The 18,272-nt window shown below is 71.3% G+C and carries 14 protein-coding genes, 1 tRNA gene and 1 pseudogene; 8 read left to right on the top strand and 8 right to left on the bottom strand.

Annotated features, from left to right (window positions below; genetic code table 11):
* From QL987_RS15110 to QL987_RS15095, 4 genes are all read left to right on the top strand, one after another.
* The coding region (locus QL987_RS15110; protein WP_290158422.1) for an FAD-binding oxidoreductase at positions 1-1,352 on the top strand (1,352 nt) is incomplete at its 5' end.
* Positions 1,349-2,161 carry a creatininase family protein gene (locus QL987_RS15105; RefSeq protein WP_290158420.1) on the top strand — a complete coding sequence of 271 codons (813 nt, stop codon included), beginning with the start codon at positions 1,349-1,351 and terminating at the stop codon, positions 2,159-2,161. The genes QL987_RS15110 and QL987_RS15105, both read left to right, overlap by 4 nt.
* A 20-nt stretch (positions 2,162-2,181) precedes the next feature.
* The gene (locus QL987_RS15100; protein WP_290158418.1) at positions 2,182-2,760 is read left to right on the top strand and encodes a pyridoxamine 5'-phosphate oxidase family protein; all 579 of its coding nucleotides are present in this window, start codon (positions 2,182-2,184) and stop codon (positions 2,758-2,760) included.
* A 173-nt stretch (positions 2,761-2,933) separates the two neighbouring features.
* Positions 2,934-3,389: a DUF1772 domain-containing protein gene (locus QL987_RS15095; RefSeq protein ID WP_290158416.1), complete on the top strand. Its 456-nt coding sequence runs from the start codon at positions 2,934-2,936 to the stop codon at positions 3,387-3,389.
* Between the two features lie 113 nt (positions 3,390-3,502).
* Here QL987_RS15095 and QL987_RS16910 read toward each other — a convergent pair.
* From QL987_RS16910 to QL987_RS15065, 6 genes and pseudogenes are all read right to left on the bottom strand, one after another.
* Positions 3,503-4,564, bottom strand: a pseudogene (locus tag QL987_RS16910) (HipA domain-containing protein); the annotation flags it as partial.
* Entirely contained in the window at positions 4,561-5,202 is a 642-nt protein-coding gene (locus QL987_RS15085) for a helix-turn-helix transcriptional regulator (RefSeq protein ID WP_290158413.1), read from the bottom strand. The pseudogene QL987_RS16910 and the gene QL987_RS15085, both read right to left, overlap by 4 nt.
* 145 nt (positions 5,203-5,347) lie before the next feature.
* Positions 5,348-6,061 carry an MmpS family transport accessory protein gene (locus QL987_RS15080; RefSeq protein WP_290158412.1) on the bottom strand — a complete coding sequence of 238 codons (714 nt, stop codon included), beginning with the start codon at positions 6,059-6,061 and terminating at the stop codon, positions 5,348-5,350.
* A 196-nt stretch (positions 6,062-6,257) separates the two neighbouring features.
* A tRNA-Arg gene (locus QL987_RS15075) sits at positions 6,258-6,330 on the bottom strand.
* Between the two features lie 108 nt (positions 6,331-6,438).
* Positions 6,439-7,224, bottom strand: coding sequence for a dienelactone hydrolase family protein (locus QL987_RS15070; RefSeq protein WP_111074606.1), 786 nt, complete (start codon positions 7,222-7,224; stop codon positions 6,439-6,441).
* 77 nt (positions 7,225-7,301) lie between these two features.
* Complete coding sequence (locus QL987_RS15065; RefSeq protein ID WP_290158411.1) at positions 7,302-8,723, bottom strand: glucose-6-phosphate dehydrogenase; 1,422 nt, start codon at positions 8,721-8,723, stop codon at positions 7,302-7,304.
* A 103-nt stretch (positions 8,724-8,826) separates the two neighbouring features.
* Between QL987_RS15065 and QL987_RS15060 the strand changes: the two genes are divergently transcribed.
* From QL987_RS15060 to QL987_RS15045, 4 genes are all read left to right on the top strand, one after another.
* Positions 8,827-10,044, top strand: coding sequence for a Gfo/Idh/MocA family oxidoreductase (locus QL987_RS15060; RefSeq protein WP_290158410.1), 1,218 nt, complete (start codon positions 8,827-8,829; stop codon positions 10,042-10,044).
* The gene (locus QL987_RS15055) at positions 10,041-10,964 is read left to right on the top strand and encodes a sugar phosphate isomerase/epimerase (RefSeq protein WP_290158409.1); all 924 of its coding nucleotides are present in this window, start codon (positions 10,041-10,043) and stop codon (positions 10,962-10,964) included. Before QL987_RS15060 ends, QL987_RS15055 begins: the two co-directional genes overlap by 4 nt.
* A 55-nt stretch (positions 10,965-11,019) precedes the next feature.
* Complete coding sequence (locus QL987_RS15050; RefSeq protein WP_290158408.1) at positions 11,020-12,834, top strand: thiamine pyrophosphate-requiring protein; 1,815 nt, start codon at positions 11,020-11,022, stop codon at positions 12,832-12,834.
* Positions 12,835-12,986: 152 nt separating this feature from the next.
* Positions 12,987-15,371, top strand: coding sequence for a bifunctional UDP-sugar hydrolase/5'-nucleotidase (locus tag QL987_RS15045; RefSeq protein WP_290158407.1), 2,385 nt, complete (start codon positions 12,987-12,989; stop codon positions 15,369-15,371).
* 357 nt (positions 15,372-15,728) lie between these two features.
* On the opposite strand, the gene QL987_RS15040 is transcribed toward QL987_RS15045, so the two are convergent.
* Positions 15,729-17,027 (bottom strand): Dyp-type peroxidase, encoded by a 1,299-nt coding sequence (locus QL987_RS15040; protein ID WP_290158406.1) that lies wholly within the window; start codon positions 17,025-17,027, stop codon positions 15,729-15,731.
* The coding region (gene efeO / locus QL987_RS15035) for an iron uptake system protein EfeO (RefSeq protein WP_356842014.1) at positions 17,024-18,272 on the bottom strand (1,249 nt) is incomplete at its 5' end. The genes efeO and QL987_RS15040, both read right to left, overlap by 4 nt.

Raw genomic sequence — 18,272 nt, 5'->3', positions numbered from 1 at the left:
CGCCCGCCGCACTCGAGGCCCTCCGCGCCGAACTCGTCGACCTGCTCGGCGAGCGCGGGGTCAGCGCGGACCAGCGCACCCGCGAACGCGCCTCGGTCGACGAGGCCACGATGAGCCCGATCCTCAGCGAGCAGCTGCCGCTCGGGCTGGCCGACCTCGTCGCCTCGCCCGCGTCCGCCGACGAGATCGCGGCGACCCTGCACGCCGCCGTCCGACACGGCGTCCCCGTCACCACCCGCGGCAAGGGCACCGGCAACTACGGGCAGGGCATCCCGCTGCACGGCGGGCTGGTCCTCGACACCTCACGGGCCCGCGCGGTCGTCGAGGTCGGCGACGGCTGGATCACCGCCGAGTCCGGCACCTCGATGGTCGCCCTCGAGCAGGCGGCAGCGGCGGCCGGGCAGCAGCTCTGGATGTACCCGTCCACCGCACAGTCGACGATCGGCGGGTTCCTGTCCGGCGGCTCCGGCGGCACCGGGTCGATCGCGCACGGGTCGAACTGGCAGGGCTTCGTGACCGCTCTCGACATCGCGCTGCCCGGCGAGCCCGGCCTGCACCACGTCGAGGGCGACGCCGCCCAGCCCTTCGTGCACACCTACGGCACCGCCGGCGTCATCGCCCGCGCGACCGTCCGGCTCGAACCACTGCAGGACTGGCGTGCCGTGTACGCGTCCTTCCCGAGCTTCGAGCAGGCCCTCGCGGCCGTCCGCACCCTGCGCGGCCTGGACCCGGTGCCGCGCCTGGTGAGCGCCGACCGGGCAGAGGTCGCGGCCACCCTGCCGGCCGACGCCGCCATCGTCGCGGGCCGCGCGAGCCTCCGCGGCATCATCGACGCCGTCACGCTCGACGAGGCCCGCGACCTGATCGGCCTGGCCGGCGGCACGGTCGAGGACGTCCGCGAGGGACTGCAGCAGACTACGAAGGTGTCGATGCTGTCCTACAACCACCCGATCTGGTGGCTGAAGCGGAACACCCCCGACACCGAGTACTTCCACGTCGAGGTCGGCGGCGAGGCGCTGATCGACCGGATCGCCGAGGTCGAGGCCGTCTACCCGGGCGGGATGCTGCACATCGAGGCGGCACACGTCGGCCCGATCGGCATGCTCACCGCGCCCTACACCGAGGCGGAGGACGTCTACGCCGGCTACCCGCTCCTCCACGACCTGGGCGTCCGGGTGCACAGCCCGCACCAGTACTACGTCGACCACGGGGTCGAGGAACTGCTCGCGCTGAAGCAGCAGACCGACCCGGACGGGCTGCTCAACCCGGGCCACGTCATCGACCCCGCGCTGGTGCAGTCCGGCGGGTCCACGGCGTCCGCGCAGCCCGCCGTCCCCGGGTTCGGCAAGTGAGCGCGGGCACGACCGGCGCGCGGACCGGCACCCGCAAGCTGGCCGAGCTCTCCGGCCCGGCAGTCGCCGCAGGGTTCACCGCCGACACGATCGTCGTCCAGCCCACCGGCGCGATCGAACACCACGGCCCACACCTGCCGCTGCTGACCGACTTCCTGCTCGCCGACCACATCGGCGGCGCCGCGGTCGAGCAGGCCGCAGCCGAGGGGCTCGACGTCTGGCAGCTCCCCACCCTGGCGTTCACGAAGTCCGACGAGCACAGCTGGGCACCCGGCACGGTGTGGCTCGACGCCGACACGATGTTCGACACCGTGGTGCAGATCGGCCGGGCCGTCGCCCTGACCGGAGCCGGCACGCTGGTGTTCGCGAACGGGCACGGCGGCAACGTGGCGCTGCTGCAGGTCGCGCTGCGCGAGATCCGGAAGCAGACCGGGCTGAAGACGTTCCTCATGCCGACCCTGGCCCGCGTACCAGGTCCGGACGGCGAAGACGCCGACGAACGCGGCTTCGGCATCCACGGTGGGGCCGCCGAGACGTCGATGATCCTGCACCTGCGGCCGGACCTGGTCGACATGCGCCTCGCCGAACGGTGGGTGCCGGACCACCTGGCGGAGTTCGAGAAGATCGCGTTCAACGGCGGACCTGTGTCCTTCGGCTGGTTGTCCAACGACTTCGGGCCGGCCGGCGTCGTCGGGGACGCGAGTCGCGCCTCCCGCTCGTACGGGGCCGCGCTGTGGCAGCACTCGCTCGCCGAGGCGGTGGCCTCCCTGCACGAGATCGCCCGGTTCGACCCCGCCGGACCGCGGTGACGGGCGCGGGGTCGGGCGCGGTGCCGGGCGCATCCGACCCGCTCGCGCTGGCCGCCTCGTGGTTGCCGGCGACCTGGTCGGGCGTCACCCCGACGATGACGCTCGCCACCATCGGCCTCGACGGTTACCCGTCGTCACGGACCGTCCTGCTGTCGGCGTTCGACGGGCAGCGGCTGCACTTCCACACCGACATCCGCAGTCGGAAGGCGGCCGAACTGGCGGCCGTGCCCCGGGCCTCCGTCACGATCCACTGGCCGGACGCGGCCCGGCAGCTGACCGTGACCGGTGACGTCGCACCGGTCACCGACCAGGAGGCGCGGATCGCCTACGACGCGCGCTCCCGGTACCTGCAGGTGCTCGCCTGGATCAACGACACCGACCTGGCGGTCGCGCCCGAGGCGGACCGGCGGGTCCGGTGGGCGGCGTTCGAGCGGGAGCACGGTGACGCTCCGCTGTCGCCGCAACCGACCTGGGGCGGGTTCGCCCTGACGCCGCTGCGGATGCTGTTCTGGAGCGGGGCGGCGGACGGGCCGAGCAACCGGCTGGCGTACGAGCGGGACGCCGGCGTGGGCTGGCGGAGCGAGGTGTGGCCAGGCTGAACCCGGGACCGGACCGCCGTGGCCTCGGGCCGCTCGGCCTCGCGCCGCTCGGCCTCGCGTCAGTGCCGCGTCAGTGACGCGTGAGCGGCGCGGGACACGATGATGTCCTCGACCGCAGGAGGAACCATGTCCAGTCTCGCCACCCTCAGCCGCGGCGGAGCGGAGGGGCTCCGATGAGCGTCCTGCTCGTCGTCCAACTCGTGCTCGTGGGCCTGCTCGCCGGTGAGGAGTTCGTCGTGCGATGGGGCGTCCAACCCGCGATGGCGACGCTGCCCGACGAGGTCCACCTCCGCACGCGGATCGCATTGGTGAAGTCCCTCAAGGTCGTCGTCCCGATCCTGATGGTGCCGGCCGTCCTGGCGTCCGTCGCCGTCCTCGTGCTGAGCGGAGCCGACGACGGCCTCGGTTGGCGGATCGCCGCGATGGTGGCCCTGGTGGTGTTCGTCCTGGCGTCGTTCCTCGGCACCGTGCCGATCAACATCCGCGTGAACGACTGGGATCCGGAACACCCGCCGGCCGACTGGAAGCGCGTCGTGGTGCGGTGGGAACGCATCAACGTCCTGCGGTCCACCGCTGCCGGCGTCGCGTTCGTGCTCTTCGTCGTCGCGCTCGTGCAGCTGCTGGGCTGAAGCGAAGCACGTCCGCGGTCCGGCAGGGCTCCCCAAGCGCTCTCGGCCCGTTCCCGGACCGCGGTGGCGACCGCGCGCACGTCCTCGACGACACGATCGGGGTCCAGACCCGTTGCCCGCGCGAACTTCACCCAGTGGTCGATCGTGACCTCCCGCGGATGCACCCGACCAGCGATCGGCATCGCCAGGCGCTCGTCGTAGCCGTCCCAGAGGCGGGTCGGCACCGCGTCGTAGATCGGCGCGAGGCGGATGCCGCCGGGCCGGAGCAGCACCGAGTAGTTCTTGGCGTGCGCGTCCGCGTTGCCGATGACCGTGTTGAACGCGAGTTGCCGGACGAAGTCTGCGGCGACCCCTCCGGTTGCGTCGTGCCTCCGGAGGAGTCGGACGACCTGGTCCGCGGAGACGCCGTACTTCTCGTCCGGATCCCGACCGAGCGCCTGCGCGAGGTCCTCGGCGTGCAGTCGACGAGCCAACCCGCTCTCGAGCCGTTCTCGGTCGAAACGCTCGACGAGGTACGCCCGCTCCCCGACGACCTCGAGGATCCGGGCGTGCGGGGCCGGGATGCCAATGTCGCTGGCGAGGGACTCTGCCGCGACCTCGGCGACCTCGAGCCCCGGGTGCCGACGAGCCGCCGGTTTCAGGATGTGCGTCGAGGGAACGGCGGCGTTCGACCAGTACCAGTCGCCGGCCACGTCGGCGAGTGCGAACTTCGGCTGCGAACCGGCGAGCGAGAACCGTGCCGGCTCGGACCGCTCGTACCAGTGGTCCGTTTCGTCGTGGAGTGTGCGGACGCGGAAGGCGATCGCGTCCTCCGACGCCGGGTTCACTTCGCCCTCCACGGCGCCCGGTTCGACGCCGGACGGCAGCAGGACGAGGCCACCGGCGACGTCCCCGCCGACCGCGGCGAGCAGGTCGAACGTGTCCGTCGACGCAGCGCCCGTGGCGCGTTGCATCCAGACCCGTGCCCCGTCGCGATCGGGCAGCAGACCGCGCAGGAAGCGCCCAGCTGCACGGCGGGCGCCTGACCCGTCCCGTGGGAGCGACAACGAGACGGGTGCGTCCGGGGCATCGGGCGCGTAGTGGAACGAGACTTCGCCGTGTTCCGACCGGACGAACTCCCCGACGTACCGGCCCTCCAGCCACGCGGCGAGCACGGCAGGTCCGGTGCCGCTCATCGGCCTGGCTCCATGGTCACAGACGGCAGCGCGAGCGGCTCCACGTCGAGCGCTCGGAGGACACTCCGCATCGCGCCGACACCGACGCCCAGTCGCCCGCGTTCGAGGTCGGCCAGCACGTCCGCTGCGACGCCGGCGCGGGCCGCGAGCTCGGCCCGCGAGAGCTGTCGGATCGTCCGCTCGTCGGTGATCGCCCGGGCCAGGCGCTCGGGCGTCGACGCGAAGGTCCGGCGTGGGCGTCGCACCAACGCGGTGACGCGGTCGTCCCGTCCTTCGTGGGCCTGCCGAACGATCAGTTCGCCCGGCGACCACCCCGTCGGGACATCGTCTCGGAACCAGGCGCGGAGCAGCGACGCCGGCTCGTCTGCGGTGCGCAGGGCAGCCAGGTGCCGTGCGACACGGATCCGATCTGGCCCCGTGAGCCCGACCAGGCTCTGATCACGCAAGGCGCGGATCAGCAGCGCACGCATCTTGCCACCCATCGGGCGCGGAGCGCGGGAGGCCTCATGCCGCGCTCCGGCCTCGATCGCCCAGGACGAGCCGACGCGCTGTGCCGGAATGCGGCCAGCCGCTGCGAGGGCGCGGACACGGCGCGGTGAGATCCCGTGCTCGTTCGCGTACTCCTCGGTGGTCACCATCCTGCGAGTGTACGACGGCGGAACACCTTGTGCACTGCGGCCGCAGATCCGGCACGGCGATCGAAGCCCGCGTCAGACTCCATCGACAACGCACGAGGCCATCGCCAGCGAGCCGCTGGCGATGGCCTCGTGACTCTCGCGAGTGCTACTCCGCGCTACCCGAGCAGGTCGCAACGGCGTACGGACCGGTCGACGTCGCCTCCTGGATCGTCTTCCCGTCCGCGGTGATCTTGCACGTGATCGTGGTCGCGTCTTCACCAGCCTGCGCCACGAGCGAGAACAGGCTCGACTCGAACAGCCCGTCGTCCTCGATCTTGACGTCCTTCGAGAACGGAGCCGCGGTTCCGTTGGCCTGCTCGGTCGAGCTGGCTCCGTTGTTGAACGTCAGGTAGGTCACGCTGTTGAGCGTCTTGCCGTCACTGGTGACCTCGTAGTGCACGGTCCGGTCTCCGGCTACCGGCTTCGCAGCGGTGTCCGAAGCGGCATCAGACGGCGCCGGGGCGTCGGTGCTGGGCGCTGCCGGATCGGTCGCGACGGGAGCGGACGTCTCGAGGGCGTCAGACACGCTGTTGAACGCCGCCGCGTAGACGCTCGCCGTCGCGATGCCGACGATGAGTGCGATCGCGCCGAGGATCGTTCCGGCGATCGCGAGTCCGTGGGTGCGGTTCTTCTGCACGATGGCGATGATGCCGAGGACCACGGCGACGACGCCGAGGAAGATCGAGATGAAGTTCACGATCGGGATCGCGCAGCCGATGATCGCGACGATGCCGATGATGAGCGCCGTGAGGCCGAGCGGGCTCGAGCGCTTCGGCGGGGTCTGGTCGGGCATGACGGGCGCGGGCTGGTACTGGGCCATCGGGTCTCCTTGGTGCGGGCTGTGTGAAGCCCTGTGAGCGTACCCAGCAAGCGCAGACGTGAATACCCCTCATCAGGGGCAGGCCCGACGCGGTGCGGTTCCTGGCTCGTGCCAGTCCCCACAACGAAGAAATGCCCCGCAGCCAACTTGCTGCGGGGCATTTCCTGCGCCTGGGTTCTCCCTGACGGTTACTCGGTGCGCTCGAAGGGACTCGAACCCCCAACCTTCTGATCCGTAGTCAGATGCTCTATCCATTGAGCTACGAGCGCAGTGGCCCTTGCGAGCCGTGGAAGACTCTACAACAGCTCCGGGCGCAGCGCCAATCGAGCGCCCCAGCGTGCCGTGCCCGGCGTGTCGTGGAGCACGGCACGCGGTGCTCAGGCGACCGTCGGCTCCTGGTCGAACACCTCGGCGAGGAACACCTGCAGCGCCTGCCACGAGCGACGGTCGGCACGCTCCTGGTACTGCGCGCCGTGGTCCGGTGCGTCGGTGCCCGGGACGGCGAAGGCGTGCATGGCGTCCGCGTAGGTGACGACCTGCCAGTCGACGTGCGACACCCCACGCATCTCGTCCTGCCACGCGTGCACGGCCTCGTCCGGCACGACCGGGTCCGCACCGCCGGTGAGGACCAGGAGCTTCGCGCGGATCTGGTCCGCGTCCGAGGGGTCGTGCGCGATGAGTCCGCCGTGGAACGAGACCGCTCCGACCAGGTCGGCACCCGTGCGGGCGAGCTCGAGCGCACCCGAGCCACCGAAGCAGTAGCCCATCACGACGACCTTCGACGCGTCGACGTCGGGGTCGGCGAGCAGGCGGTCGAGTCCGGCGCGCAGGCGGGTGCGGAAGAGGGCGTTGTCGCCGTAGAAGCGACCGGCCACCTCGGCTGCGGTGTCGTCACCCGGGCGGATGCCAGCACCGTAGACGTCGGCGCCGAAGGCCACGTAGCCCAGGCGCGCGAGCATCGTCACGCGTGCCTCGACGTGCTCGTTCACCCCGTGCCAGTCGTGGATGACGAGGACGGCCGGGCGCGGACCGGCGACGGCTGCGTCCTTCGCCAGGACCCCTTCGAGGTCGGTGCCCTCGGAGTCGTAGTGGACGGTCTCGACACGGATGTCGGCACCGGCGGGTTCGGGAACGGTCTGCAGGACGTCGTCTGTGGTGGTCACGTCTCCGAACGCTACGCCTGCCCCGCTACGAGGCACCGCGACGAGGCGGCGTCACGAGACACCGCGACGAGGCAGCGTCACGAGTCGACGTTGTCCCAGTCTTCCGGCCCACCCGACCCGGCCGCGTACTCGTCGAGCGGGGCTTCGCCAGAACGCCAGAGCTGCAGGAACGGCTCGACGACCTTCCACCCCTGCACGGCGCTGTCGCCACGGACGGACAGGGTCGCGTCGCCCTCGAGCACCCCGGCGAGGACCTCCCCGTAGGCACTGAGCCGGCCGGGGTTGAACGTCACCTCGAGCGCGGTGTGGTCGATCGTGTACGGGTCGCCCGGGCCGTTGACGTTGAGTTCGAGCTGCATCTCGTCCGGCGCGATCCAGATGCACAGACGGTCCGGCTTGTGCGCCCCGGTCAGGCCGTCGGGCACGTGCGGCGAGTCCTTGAACGTGATGAGGATCTCGCGGCGCTGCTTGCCGAGGGCCTTGCCGGAGCGCAGGGTGAAGGGCACCCCGGCCCAGCGCCAGTTGGCGACCTCGAGCTTCAGCTGCGCCAGGGTCTCGGTGCCGAGCGACGGGTCCACCCCGTCCTCGTCGACGTACGACGGCATCGAGCGGTCCCCCACCGTGCCGGCCGTGTAGCGGGCGCGCTTGCCCGCCGTCAGCGGGTCGCCGCCCCAGGGGCGGACGGCGCGGAGGACGAGCTCCTTCTGGGTCCGCAGGTCCTCGGCGTCGATCGACGCGGGCGCCTCCATGGCGACGACCGCCATCACCTGCAGCAGGTGGCTCTGGATCATGTCGACCAGGGCGCCGGCCTTGTCGTAGTAGCGGGCACGTCCCTCCAGTCCGAGGGTCTCGTCGTAGACGATGTCGACGCGCTCGACGTGCTGGGAGGACAGCAGCGGTTCGATGATGCGGTTCGCGAAGCGCAGACCGAGCAGGTTGAGCACCGTGGAGCGACCGAGGAAGTGGTCGACGCGGTGGATCCGCGACTCCGGCAGGAACGAGTGCAGCAGGTCGTTGAGGTGTTCGGCGCTCGCGGCGTCGGTGCCGAACGGCTTCTCGAGGGCCAGCCGCGTGCGCGCGGGGAGGTCCGTCTTCGCCAACTGCTCGCAGCTCTTCTCGGTCACCGCGGGCGGCAGGGCGAAGTAGATGGCCGGGTCGAAGTGGCAGTCGCCGAGCAACGTCTTCAGGTCGTCCGGCGACGTGACGTCGGCCTTGCGGTACGAGGACCCGTCGACCACGGCCTGGAGGCGCGGGGTCAGCGCCGTCTCGCCGGTCGCGCCCTCGTCCTCCTCGTTCTTCGACGCCTGAGCGTTCTCGAACGCCTCGTGCACGAGCTGCTTCCAATCAGCGTCCGAGAGGTCCTCGACACCGGCGCCGACGAGCTGGATCTCCCAGTCCTCCTTGACGTCGAGGAGCGTCGCGAGGCCGGGCAGCAACAGCCGCTTGGACAGGTCGCCGCTGGCTCCGAGGATGAGCAATGTGGTCTGGAGGCTCGCCATGCCCCAGACCGTACTCACCGGATCCCGAACGGGGCCGGTCCTCGGCGCTACGGTGGTGGCGGTGTCGACGCGCGGGAGCGTCGACACGGCGCGAGGGAGCACCATGACGACAGAGGGCAACGTCCACGCACCCGATGTGGGGCAGCAGCTGGCCGGTCCACCACGGGCGACGACACCGCGGGGTGCACGACTCCGCGTCGCGGTCGTCGGCACGGGCATGATCGCCGCCGTGCACGTCCGGGCTGCGCGTGCCGCCGGTGCCGACGTGGTGGGGGTCCTCGGTCGGAACCGGGAGCGCTCCGAGCAGGTCGCCGAGCAGCTGGGCCTCGAGCACGGGTACGCCGACCTGGACGCGGTGATCGCCGACCGCCCGGACGTCGTGCACATCTGCACGCCCAACGACCAGCACCACCCGCAGGCCCTCGCGGTGATCCGCGCCGGCATCAACGTCGTGTGCGAGAAGCCCCTCGCGGTGTCCGCGGAGCAGGCCGACGAGCTCGAACGGGCCGCCGCCGAGGCCGGGGTCGTGGCGACCGTGCCCTTCGTCTACCGGTACCACCCGATGGTCCGCGAGATCCGCTCCCGCATCGCCGACGGGCAGCTCGGCCGGGTGCTCGCCGTGCACGGCCACTACCTGCAGGACTGGATGCTCGACTCCGACGCTTCTTCGTGGCGGGTCGACTCCGGCGCGGGCGGGCAGTCGCGGGCCTTCGCGGACATCGGCTCGCACTGGTGCGACCTGGTCGAGTTCGTCACCGGCGAGCAGTTCGACTCGGTCAGCGCCGTCACCGACATCGTGTACCCGACCCGTCCGGCAGCGTCGGGCCCCTCGTTCTCCGGCACCCCCGACCCGGACCCGATCGCCGACGCCGGCGAGCGCGCCGAGGTCACCACCGAGGACACCGCGGTCGCGACCTTCCGCACCGGCAGCGGCCGGATCGGCAACGTCGTCATCTCGCAGGTCTCCGCCGGCCGGAAGAACCGCCTGTGGTTCGAGGTGGACGGCATGCTCGGCTCCGCGGCCTTCGACCAGGAGCAGCCGGAGTCCGCCTGGTTCGGCAACGAGACCGGAGCGCAGATCGTCGTCCGCGACCCGTCCCAGGGCTCCCCCGACCAGCGGCGTCTGGCGGTCGTGCCGTCCGGTCATCCGCAGGGCTACGTCGACGCGTTCGCCGCGTTCGTCGCCGACACCTACACCGCCGTCACCACGGGCAGCGCGCCGGAGGGTCTGCCGACCTTCGTGGACGGCGCCCGGTCGGCACGCATCATCGACAGCGTGGTCGCCAGTGCCGGCGACCGCGCCTGGAGGGAGATCCGATGAAGCTCGGGATGTTGACGGCCTGTCTGCCGGGGTGGGACCTCGGCCGCATCGCGGACTTCGCGAGCGGTCAGGGCTACGAGCGGCTCGAGGTCGCCGTCTGGCCCGGCACCGGTGGCCGCGACTTCGAGGCGGCGCACCTGCCCGTGGCGACCCTCACCGACGAGGACGTCCAGTCCACGCGGGAGCTGCTCGACCGCACCGGGCTCGAGATCTCCGCGCTGGCGTACTACGAGAACAACCTGCACCAGGACCCGGCCCGCCGCGACGAGGTCCACACGCACCTCAAGCACGCGGTCGACGCCGCGCAGCGCCTCGGGGTCCCCTACGTCGGCACGTTCATCGGCCGCGACAACACCAAGAGCGTCCGCGAGAACATGGTCGAGGGCGACCGGGTCCTGCCCGAGCTGCTCGACTACGCCGGGGAGCGCGGGGTCCGCCTGATCATCGAGAACTGCGTCATGGAGGGCTGGCACCCGGACGGGTACCCGGGCAACATCGCGTACTCGCCGGAGCTCTGGGAGTGGGTCACCGGGCTCGGCTTCGGCCTGAACTGGGACCCGTCGCACCTGACGTGGATCGGCATCGACCCGGTCGAGACGATCCTGCCGTTCGCCGAGCACATCGTGCACGCGCAGGCGAAGGACCTCGAGCTGTTCCCGGAGCAGCGCAACCGGTACGGCTTCTTCGGCAAGGTCGACAAGGGCGACGACCCGTGGGACATGGGCTGGTGGCGGTTCCGCGTGCCCGGACGCGGGGTGGTCGACTGGCCGCACGTGGTCGACCGGCTGTACGAGGCCGGCTTCGACGGCACGCTGAGCGTCGAGCACGAGGACCCGCTCTGGGGCGGGGAGGACGACAAGGTGCTGGAGGGCCTCCGAATCGCGCACCGGACGCTCCGGCCACTCATCGCGGTCGAGTGAGTCCGGACCCGGCGGTGCTGGGAATCCTGAGGAGGCTCCGGAGCACCCTGGAGGCATGAGCCAGAACGTCAGCGAATTCGTCCTCGACCGCATCAAGGCATGGGGCGTCACGCGCGTCTACGGCTACCCGGGCGACGGCATCGGCGAGTTCGACGGCGCCCTCGGCAAGGCCGACCGTGCCGGCGAGGGCGTCGAGTACATCCGCCCGACGCACGAGGAGATCGCGGCGCTGATGGCGACGGCGCACGCGAAGTTCACCGGTGAGGTCGGCGTCTGCATCGCCACGTCGAGCCCCGGCGCCTTCCACATGCTCAACGGGCTGTACGACGCGCAGATGGACAACCAGCCGGTCGTCGCGATCGTCGGGCAGCAGGGTCTGGCAGCCGTCGGCACGTTCACGCAGCAGGAGTCGAACCTGGAGCGGGTCTTCGCCGACGTCGCCTGCTACGTGCAGACCATCACGACGCCGGACGCCGCCGGGGTCGTCCTCGACACGGCGTTCCGCACCGCGATGCTCCGGAAGCAGCCGGCGGTGGTCGTCCTCCCCCACGACGTGCAGGCCATGCCCTGGTCGGAGCCAAGTGCCGAGCACTGGGTCTCGCGGTCGAGCGACGTTCCGGCCTCGACCCGGATCACGCCGCCGGCCGAGGACATCCGCAAGATGGCGGACATCATCAACGCCGGCGAGAAGGTCACCTTCCTGGTCGGCGCCGGAGCACGCGGTGCCACCGACCAGGTGCTCGCAGCGGCGGGGAAGGCCGGCGCCGGGATCATCACCGCGCTGCGCGGCAAGGACGTCGTGCCCTCGGACGTGCCGTTCCACACGCAGCAGGTCGGGCTGCTCGGGTCGCGCCCGAGCCTGACCCAGATCAAGGAGTGCGACACGATCGTGCTCCTGGGCACGAACTACCCGTACGGCGAGTACCTGCCGAAGGTCGGGCAGGCCCGCGGAATCCAGGTCGACATCAAGCCCGAGCAGCTGGGCCTGCGGTACCCGAACGAACTCAACATGTGGGGTGACGTCGGTGCCACACTCGACGCCCTGCTGCCGCTGCTCGAGCAGAAGGACGACCTCGGCTGGCAGGAGAAACTCGCCGAGGAGATGCGTGAGTGGGAGGCCGAGATGGGCCGCCAGGCCGAGGTCGCGTACAGCGACGGGGTCAACCCGCGCCGGGTCGTCCGCGCGGTGAACGACCGGCTGCCCGAGGGCGTCACCGTCACCTGCGACGCCGGCACCACGGCGGACTGGTACGGCCACCACATCCGGCTGCGCCGTGGCATGCACGGCGACATGTCCGGCCGGCTGGCGACGATGCTCGCGGCGATGCCGTACGCCGTCACGGCGAAGTTCGCGTTCCCGGACCGCCCGGCGGTGTGCACGATCGGCGACGGCGCCTTCCAGATGCTCGGCATGAACGAGCTCATCACCGTGAAGAAGTACATGGACCGCTGGCAGGACAAGCAGCTGGTCATCGTCGTCATGCACAACGACGACCTCGGACAGGTCTCGTGGGAGATGCGCACCGAGGACGGCAACCCGATCTGGCGCGGCTCGCAGGACGTCGAGACGATGGACTACGCCGGGTACGCCGAACTGCTCGGCTTCCAGGGCATCGCGGTGCACAGCGACGACGAGGTGGACGCCGCAGTCGAGCGTGCCTTCGCGCACCAGGGCGTCACGCTCATCGACGCCTACGTCAGCCGGAGCGTCCCGCCGCTGCCGCCGCACATCACCGCCGAGTACGCGATGAACACCGCGAAGAGCCTGCTCAAGGGCGACCCGGTGGAGTTCGACGTCGTCAAGGACTCCGCGAAGGCGATGGCCGCCGAGGTCGTCGAGCGGGCGAAGGGTGCGTTCGGCCGCGACTGACCGGGCCCGTGGGGCGGCGGTGTCACGGCCAGTTGAACATCATGTGACGCCGCCGCCCGGAGTCTGGCGTGTCGCCTGTGGATCTTCGTAGGTTCGGCAGGTCGCGTCCTCCGTCCGGGGGCGGAACCACCACACCAGGAGTCCTCACACCGATGAGCCCGTCCCACACCCCCGAGACCACCAGGCGGAGGCGCGGCATCGTCGCCGGCACCGCCCTCGCCACCGCCGGGGTCCTCGTCGCCCTCGGCGCCCCGACCACCGCCTCCGCCGCAGAACCCGCGTCCACGACGATCGACATCGTCGACGTCAACGACTTCCACGGCCGCATCGAGTCCGAGGGCACGACGGCCGACAAGGCCGCGGGTGCCGCGAAGCTCGCCGCCGTCGTGCAGGCGCAGCGCGAGGCGAACCCGAACACCATCTTCACGAGCGCGGGCGACAACGTCGGCGCCTCGACCTTCACGTCCTTCGTGCAGCAGGACGACCCGACGATCGACGTCCTCAACCAGATGCACCTGGACGTCAGCGCGATCGGCAACCACGAGCTCGACAAGGGTCAGGACGACCTGACCGGGCGCATCGAGGACCGGGCGACCTGGCCGTACATCTCGGCGAACATCGTCAAGCAGGGCACCACCGACCCGGCGTTCACCCCGTGGTCGATCGTCGAGAAGGGCGGCGTCAAGGTCGGCTTCATCGGCGCGACCACCGAGGCGCTGATCCCCGGGCTCGTGAGCCCCGGTGGCGTGCAGGGCCTCGCGATGGCCCCGATCGTCAGCTCGGTGAACCGCTACGCCGACGAGCTCACCGACGGCGACGCCGCGAACGGCGAGGCGGACGTCCTCGTCCTGCTCGTCCACGAGGGGGCCACCACGAGCGCGCTCAGCGACGCGACCGGCAGCGGTGCCTTCGGCCAGATCACCGGGAAGGTGTCCTCGAAGGTCGCCGCGATCGTCTCGGCGCACACGCACGCGAAGTACGACCACGAGATCGCCGGCCCGGACGGCACCGTCCGCCCGGTGATCCAGACCGGTTCGTACGGCATGAACTACGGCCACCTGCAGCTGACCGTCGGCGCGGACCGGAAGCTCACCGGCATCAGCGCCGAGGTCCTGCCGCTCAACACCGCGACCGCGAAGCCCGCCGACACCACCTCGGTCGACGCCGTCACGAAGACGGTCGCCGACGCGAAGGCGATCGCGGACGTCAAGGGCAAGGAGCAGCTCGGCACCATCACCGGTGACCTGCGCCGCGCCGTGCAGTCCGACGGCACGACCGAGAACCGCGGCGGCGAGTCGACGCTCGGCAACAACATCGCCGAGGTGCAGCGCTGGGCCACCGAACGCCAGGGGTCCCAGATCGCCTTCATGAACCCGGGCGGCCTCCGCACCGACCTCGTCTACGCCTCCAGCGGCGCCGGTGACGAGGACGGCAGTGTCTCCTACAAGGAGGCCGCGCTGGTCCAGCCGTTCGCGAACACCCTGGTCACCGAGGACCTCACCGGTCAGCAGCTCAAGGACGCGCTCGAGCAGCAGTGGCAGCCGGACGGCCTCGAGCGTCCATTCCTCAAGCTCGGCGTCTCGAACGGCTTCGCCTACACGTACGACCCGTCCGCGGGCCGCGGCGAGCGCATCACCGGCATGACCCTCGACGGCGAGCCGATCGCCCTCGACCAGACCGTCAAGGTCACCGTCAACTCGTTCCTCTCGACCGGTGGCGACAACTTCGCGGCCTTCGCCGGGGGCACGAACAAGGCGGACTCGGGTCAGGTCGACCTGCAGGCGCAGGCGGACTACTTCGCAGCGCACGATGCGGTCGAGCCGCCGATGGACCAGCGCGCGGTCGGTGTCACCACCACGCCGGTCCCCGAGGGCGGCTTCCAGCCCGGTGACGAAGTCACGGTCGACCTGTCCTCGCTGGTGTTCAGCAACGCCGGCGACCAGAGAGGTGACGTCTCGGTCTCGGCCGGGGACCAGGTGCTCGCCACGAGCCCGATCGACACCACGGTCGTCGACAAGACCGACGAGCAGGGTCGCGCCTCGCTGACCTTCGCGGTCCCCGAGTCGGGCGTCGCCCAGCCGGCAGCGCCGTCGACCGCATCGCGCCTGGCCGCCACGGCGGTCGAGACCTCGGACGAGCCGCTCGTCGTGGAACTGCCGAACGGGCAGCAGATCACGCTGGCGGTGGCCATCCCCCTCGCGGTCGTCCCGGACCCCGGTACGGACCCGGGTACCGGTCCGGGTGACCCCACCGACGGCTCCGACCCGACGCCGACCCCCGTTCCCGGCGGTGCTGACGGCGGCTCCGGCGACGAGGGCTCCGGTGACTCCGGCCTCGGTGGCACCGGCAGCGGTGTCGTGCCGATCAGCGGTGGCGGGATCGACACCGCCGACGGCGGGGACCTCGCCTACACGGGTGCCGAGCTCGCGGCACCGGCCCTCACGGCCGGGCTGCTGCTCCTCGCCGGGCTGACCGCACTGCTGGTGGTCCGCCGGAAGCGTGCCGCGCACGACGTGAGCGAGCGCTCGGAGGGCTGACGCGCCTCCCGGCCTCGCCGACCCTGACGGGCCCGTCCACCGACCGGTGGGCGGGTCCGTCGTGCGTGTGCCGTCGGGCGAGTGCTGTCGGGCCTGTGCCGTCGTGCGTGTGCCGAGCGGACGCTCGGCCAACCGGCAGGGCGGGAGGCCCGTGGCACGACGTCTAGCAGCCGCTCGCGGACAGCACGGTCGGTCCGCGCATGTCACCGCGGTACGCTGCACCCGTCGCCATGCGCGATGCGTCGCGCCGGGTCGCCGGACGGTGGTTCCGCCCGATCGGACCCCGCGACGCGGGTGTCCTCCGCCTCCAGGGAAACGGCGGAGGACACCCCTCTCACACCCGTCGACCGGCCGGTGTCAGCGGAAGAGCTGCTCGCCGATGTAGGAACCCTTGCGGGGTGCCGGCGGGACCGCGAAGACCGCCGACCCGATGTGCGCGATGTACTCGTTGAGCCGGTCCGACGCGCCGAGCTTCCGCTGCAGCCGCGTGAAGTGGTCCGGGTCGTTCATGTACGCCACGAACAGCAGCCCGGCGTCGAGCTGCCCGTACTGGTTGAGGCCATCCGTGTAGTTGTAACCGCGGCGCAGGATCTTCACGCCGCCGTTCGCCTCGTGTGCCGCGAGGGCGACGTGCGAGCGGGGGTCGATCGCGGGCTGGCCGTGGGCGGTCGCGTGGAAGTCCGGCGTGGTGTGCTCCTGCCCGCCGGAGAGCGGCGCGCCGCTGACCTTCGTCCGCCCGAACACCCGCTGCTGGTCGCTGACGACGTCGGCGTCCCAGATCTCCAGGTTCATCCGGATCTTCCGGACCACCTGGTAGGTGCCGCCGGCCATCCAGTCGGCGTCGTCGTCGAGCCACACGAAGCGGTCGTGCTCGGCGTCGGTCGTGATGTTGCGGGTGCCGTCCTTGAAGCCCATCAGGTTCCGCGGGGTCGCCTGGGTCGGCCCGGCCGAAGCCCGACCGAAGCCCAGGACGGTCCACTTGACGGTCGCGCTCCCCCGGGCCATCCGGGCCAGGTCGCGGACCGCGTGGTACGCCACCTGCGGGTCGTCGGCGCAGGCCTGCAGGGACAGGTCGCCGCCGGACAGGCCGGACTCGAAGCGGTCGCTCGGCAGGGACGGCAGCTCGGTCAGGTCCGCCGGACGCTTGCCGGCCAGGCCGAAGCGCTCGTCGAACACCCCGGGGCCGAGGCCGACCGTGACGGTGAGGGACGCGGGCCCGAGGTCGAGCGCCTCGCCGGTGTCCGCGCCGACGCCGTCACCGTGGGCGGGTTCGACGCTGCCGATGGTCTGGCCGGCCTGCAGCTGCGCGATCGCGGCCGACCAGCGGGCGAGCAGTACCTGCAGCTCGGTCGCGGTGCCGAGCGTCAGGTCGAACGTCATGAACACGCAGTGCCGCTGCGGATCGGTCCGGATACCACCCTGGGGTGCACCGGCGGTGGTCGCGTAGAACGGGTGGCTGCGCGACATGTCGACCGACTCGTCGCCGTTCGCCGCCGCGGTGAACGGGTCGACCCCGCTCGCCACGGCGGACCCGGCGATGCCCGCGGCCGCGCCGACTCCGGCTCCGGCGACGGCCAGACCCGCGCCGAGCAGCCCCCGGCGGGAGACCCCGCGGGTGTCGTCCTCGGCGGTGTCCCGGTCATTGCGGCCGTTCACGCCGTGGCGACCTTCTCGGCCAGGCGGGACAGCGGGTCCTGCAGCGCCTGCACCTGCTGCGAGATCGCGTTCGCGTGCGCCGCCTTGGCACTGGCGTCCCAGCTGTCGAAGCCGCCCAGGTCGTCGGCGTTCCGGAAGCCGTCCATGAGCGTGTTCGTGGCGTCGAACTGCTGGGCGATCTGCTTCGTCAGCGCCGGGTCGACCTTGGTCAGTCCGGGCTTGAGGTACGCGAAGGCCTGCCGGGAGCCCTCGACGTTGGCGGCGAGGTCGACGAGGTCGATGTGGCTGTAGGCCTCTTCCTCGCCGGTGATCTTGTTCGACTGGACCTCTTCGAGCAGTCCGGCGGCCCCGTTGGCCAGGTCCTCGGGCTTGTAGTCGAGCGTCGGCACGAGCTTCGCGAGCAGGTGCACGTTCGTGGCCAGGTCGTCGGCGTACCGCTTCGTGTCGGCGGTGATCGCACCGTTCGCGAACAGGTCGCGTTCGACGGCGTGGAAGCCGCTCCAGCCGACGGCCGGGTCGGCGTTCGAGGCCCGCATGTCGATGAGGTAGTCGAGGTTGCCGGCGTTGTCCGTCGCCTTGTGGCCCTTCTTCACGAAGCCGTCGACGTCGCTCTCGACGTGCTCGTAGTACGGGCGGGCGTTCGCGTAGTCGGTCTTCGCCGCTGCCAGGTCGCCGGCGTCGACGTCGGTCTTGAGCTTGTCGACCGCGGTCACCATGTCGGTGACCTGGCCGTCGACGTACTCGGCGTAGCCCTTCGTGCCGTCCTGCAGCAGGCTCGCGGCACTGCTGTTCGCGGTCGACTTGACGGACCCGGTGACGGTCAGGCCGGTGAGCTCGTGCTCCGCACCGGGGCAGTACACCTGGTACTTCCCGCCGGTCAGCGTCGCGGTGAACGAGACGGGGTCGAGTCCCGGCGCCAGGTTCTCCTTCTCGCCGAGGATCCGCTGGTCCTGCAGCAGCTCGACCTCGGTGATGGCAGTCGACGACTCGTTCTTCACGGTGAAGGTCACGGGGCCGGCGCCGACCGTGCTGCTGCTCACGGCGCAGCGGTCGGAACCGTCGTTCGTCAGGGTGACCGTGACGCGGGCCACCTTGCCGGAGGTCTCGGTGGCGTCGCCCGAGGCGGTCCCGTTGCTCGCGCAGCCGGTGAGGGCGAGTGCCGCGACGGCGCCCAGCGCGCCGAGGGTGACGAGGCGCCCCCGCGTGGTCAGGGGTCGGACGGTGGTCGCTCTACCGAACGGCAGC

It is taken from the genome of Curtobacterium sp. APC 4022, from assembly GCF_030407555.1.
Lineage (GTDB): Bacteria > Actinomycetota > Actinomycetes > Actinomycetales > Microbacteriaceae > Curtobacterium.
Note: the sequence above shows the minus strand (reverse complement) of the source record. Positions and strands in the feature narration are given on the sequence as shown.

Bases quoted from the DNA above. Each gene is read 5' to 3' on its own strand.
- QL987_RS15095 (WP_290158416.1), top strand. From the start codon at position 2,934: ATGAGCGTCCTGCTCGTCGTCCAACTCGTGCTCGTGGGCCTGCTCGCC.
- QL987_RS15085 (WP_290158413.1), bottom strand. From the start codon at position 5,202: ATGGTGACCACCGAGGAGTACGCGAACGAGCACGGGATCTCACCGCGC.
- QL987_RS15080 (WP_290158412.1), bottom strand. From the start codon at position 6,061: ATGGCCCAGTACCAGCCCGCGCCCGTCATGCCCGACCAGACCCCGCCG.
- QL987_RS15065 (WP_290158411.1), bottom strand. From the start codon at position 8,723: ATGGCGAGCCTCCAGACCACATTGCTCATCCTCGGAGCCAGCGGCGAC.
- QL987_RS15060 (WP_290158410.1), top strand. From the start codon at position 8,827: ATGACGACAGAGGGCAACGTCCACGCACCCGATGTGGGGCAGCAGCTG.
- QL987_RS15055 (WP_290158409.1), top strand. From the start codon at position 10,041: ATGAAGCTCGGGATGTTGACGGCCTGTCTGCCGGGGTGGGACCTCGGC.
- QL987_RS15050 (WP_290158408.1), top strand. From the start codon at position 11,020: ATGAGCCAGAACGTCAGCGAATTCGTCCTCGACCGCATCAAGGCATGG.
- QL987_RS15045 (WP_290158407.1), top strand. From the start codon at position 12,987: ATGAGCCCGTCCCACACCCCCGAGACCACCAGGCGGAGGCGCGGCATC.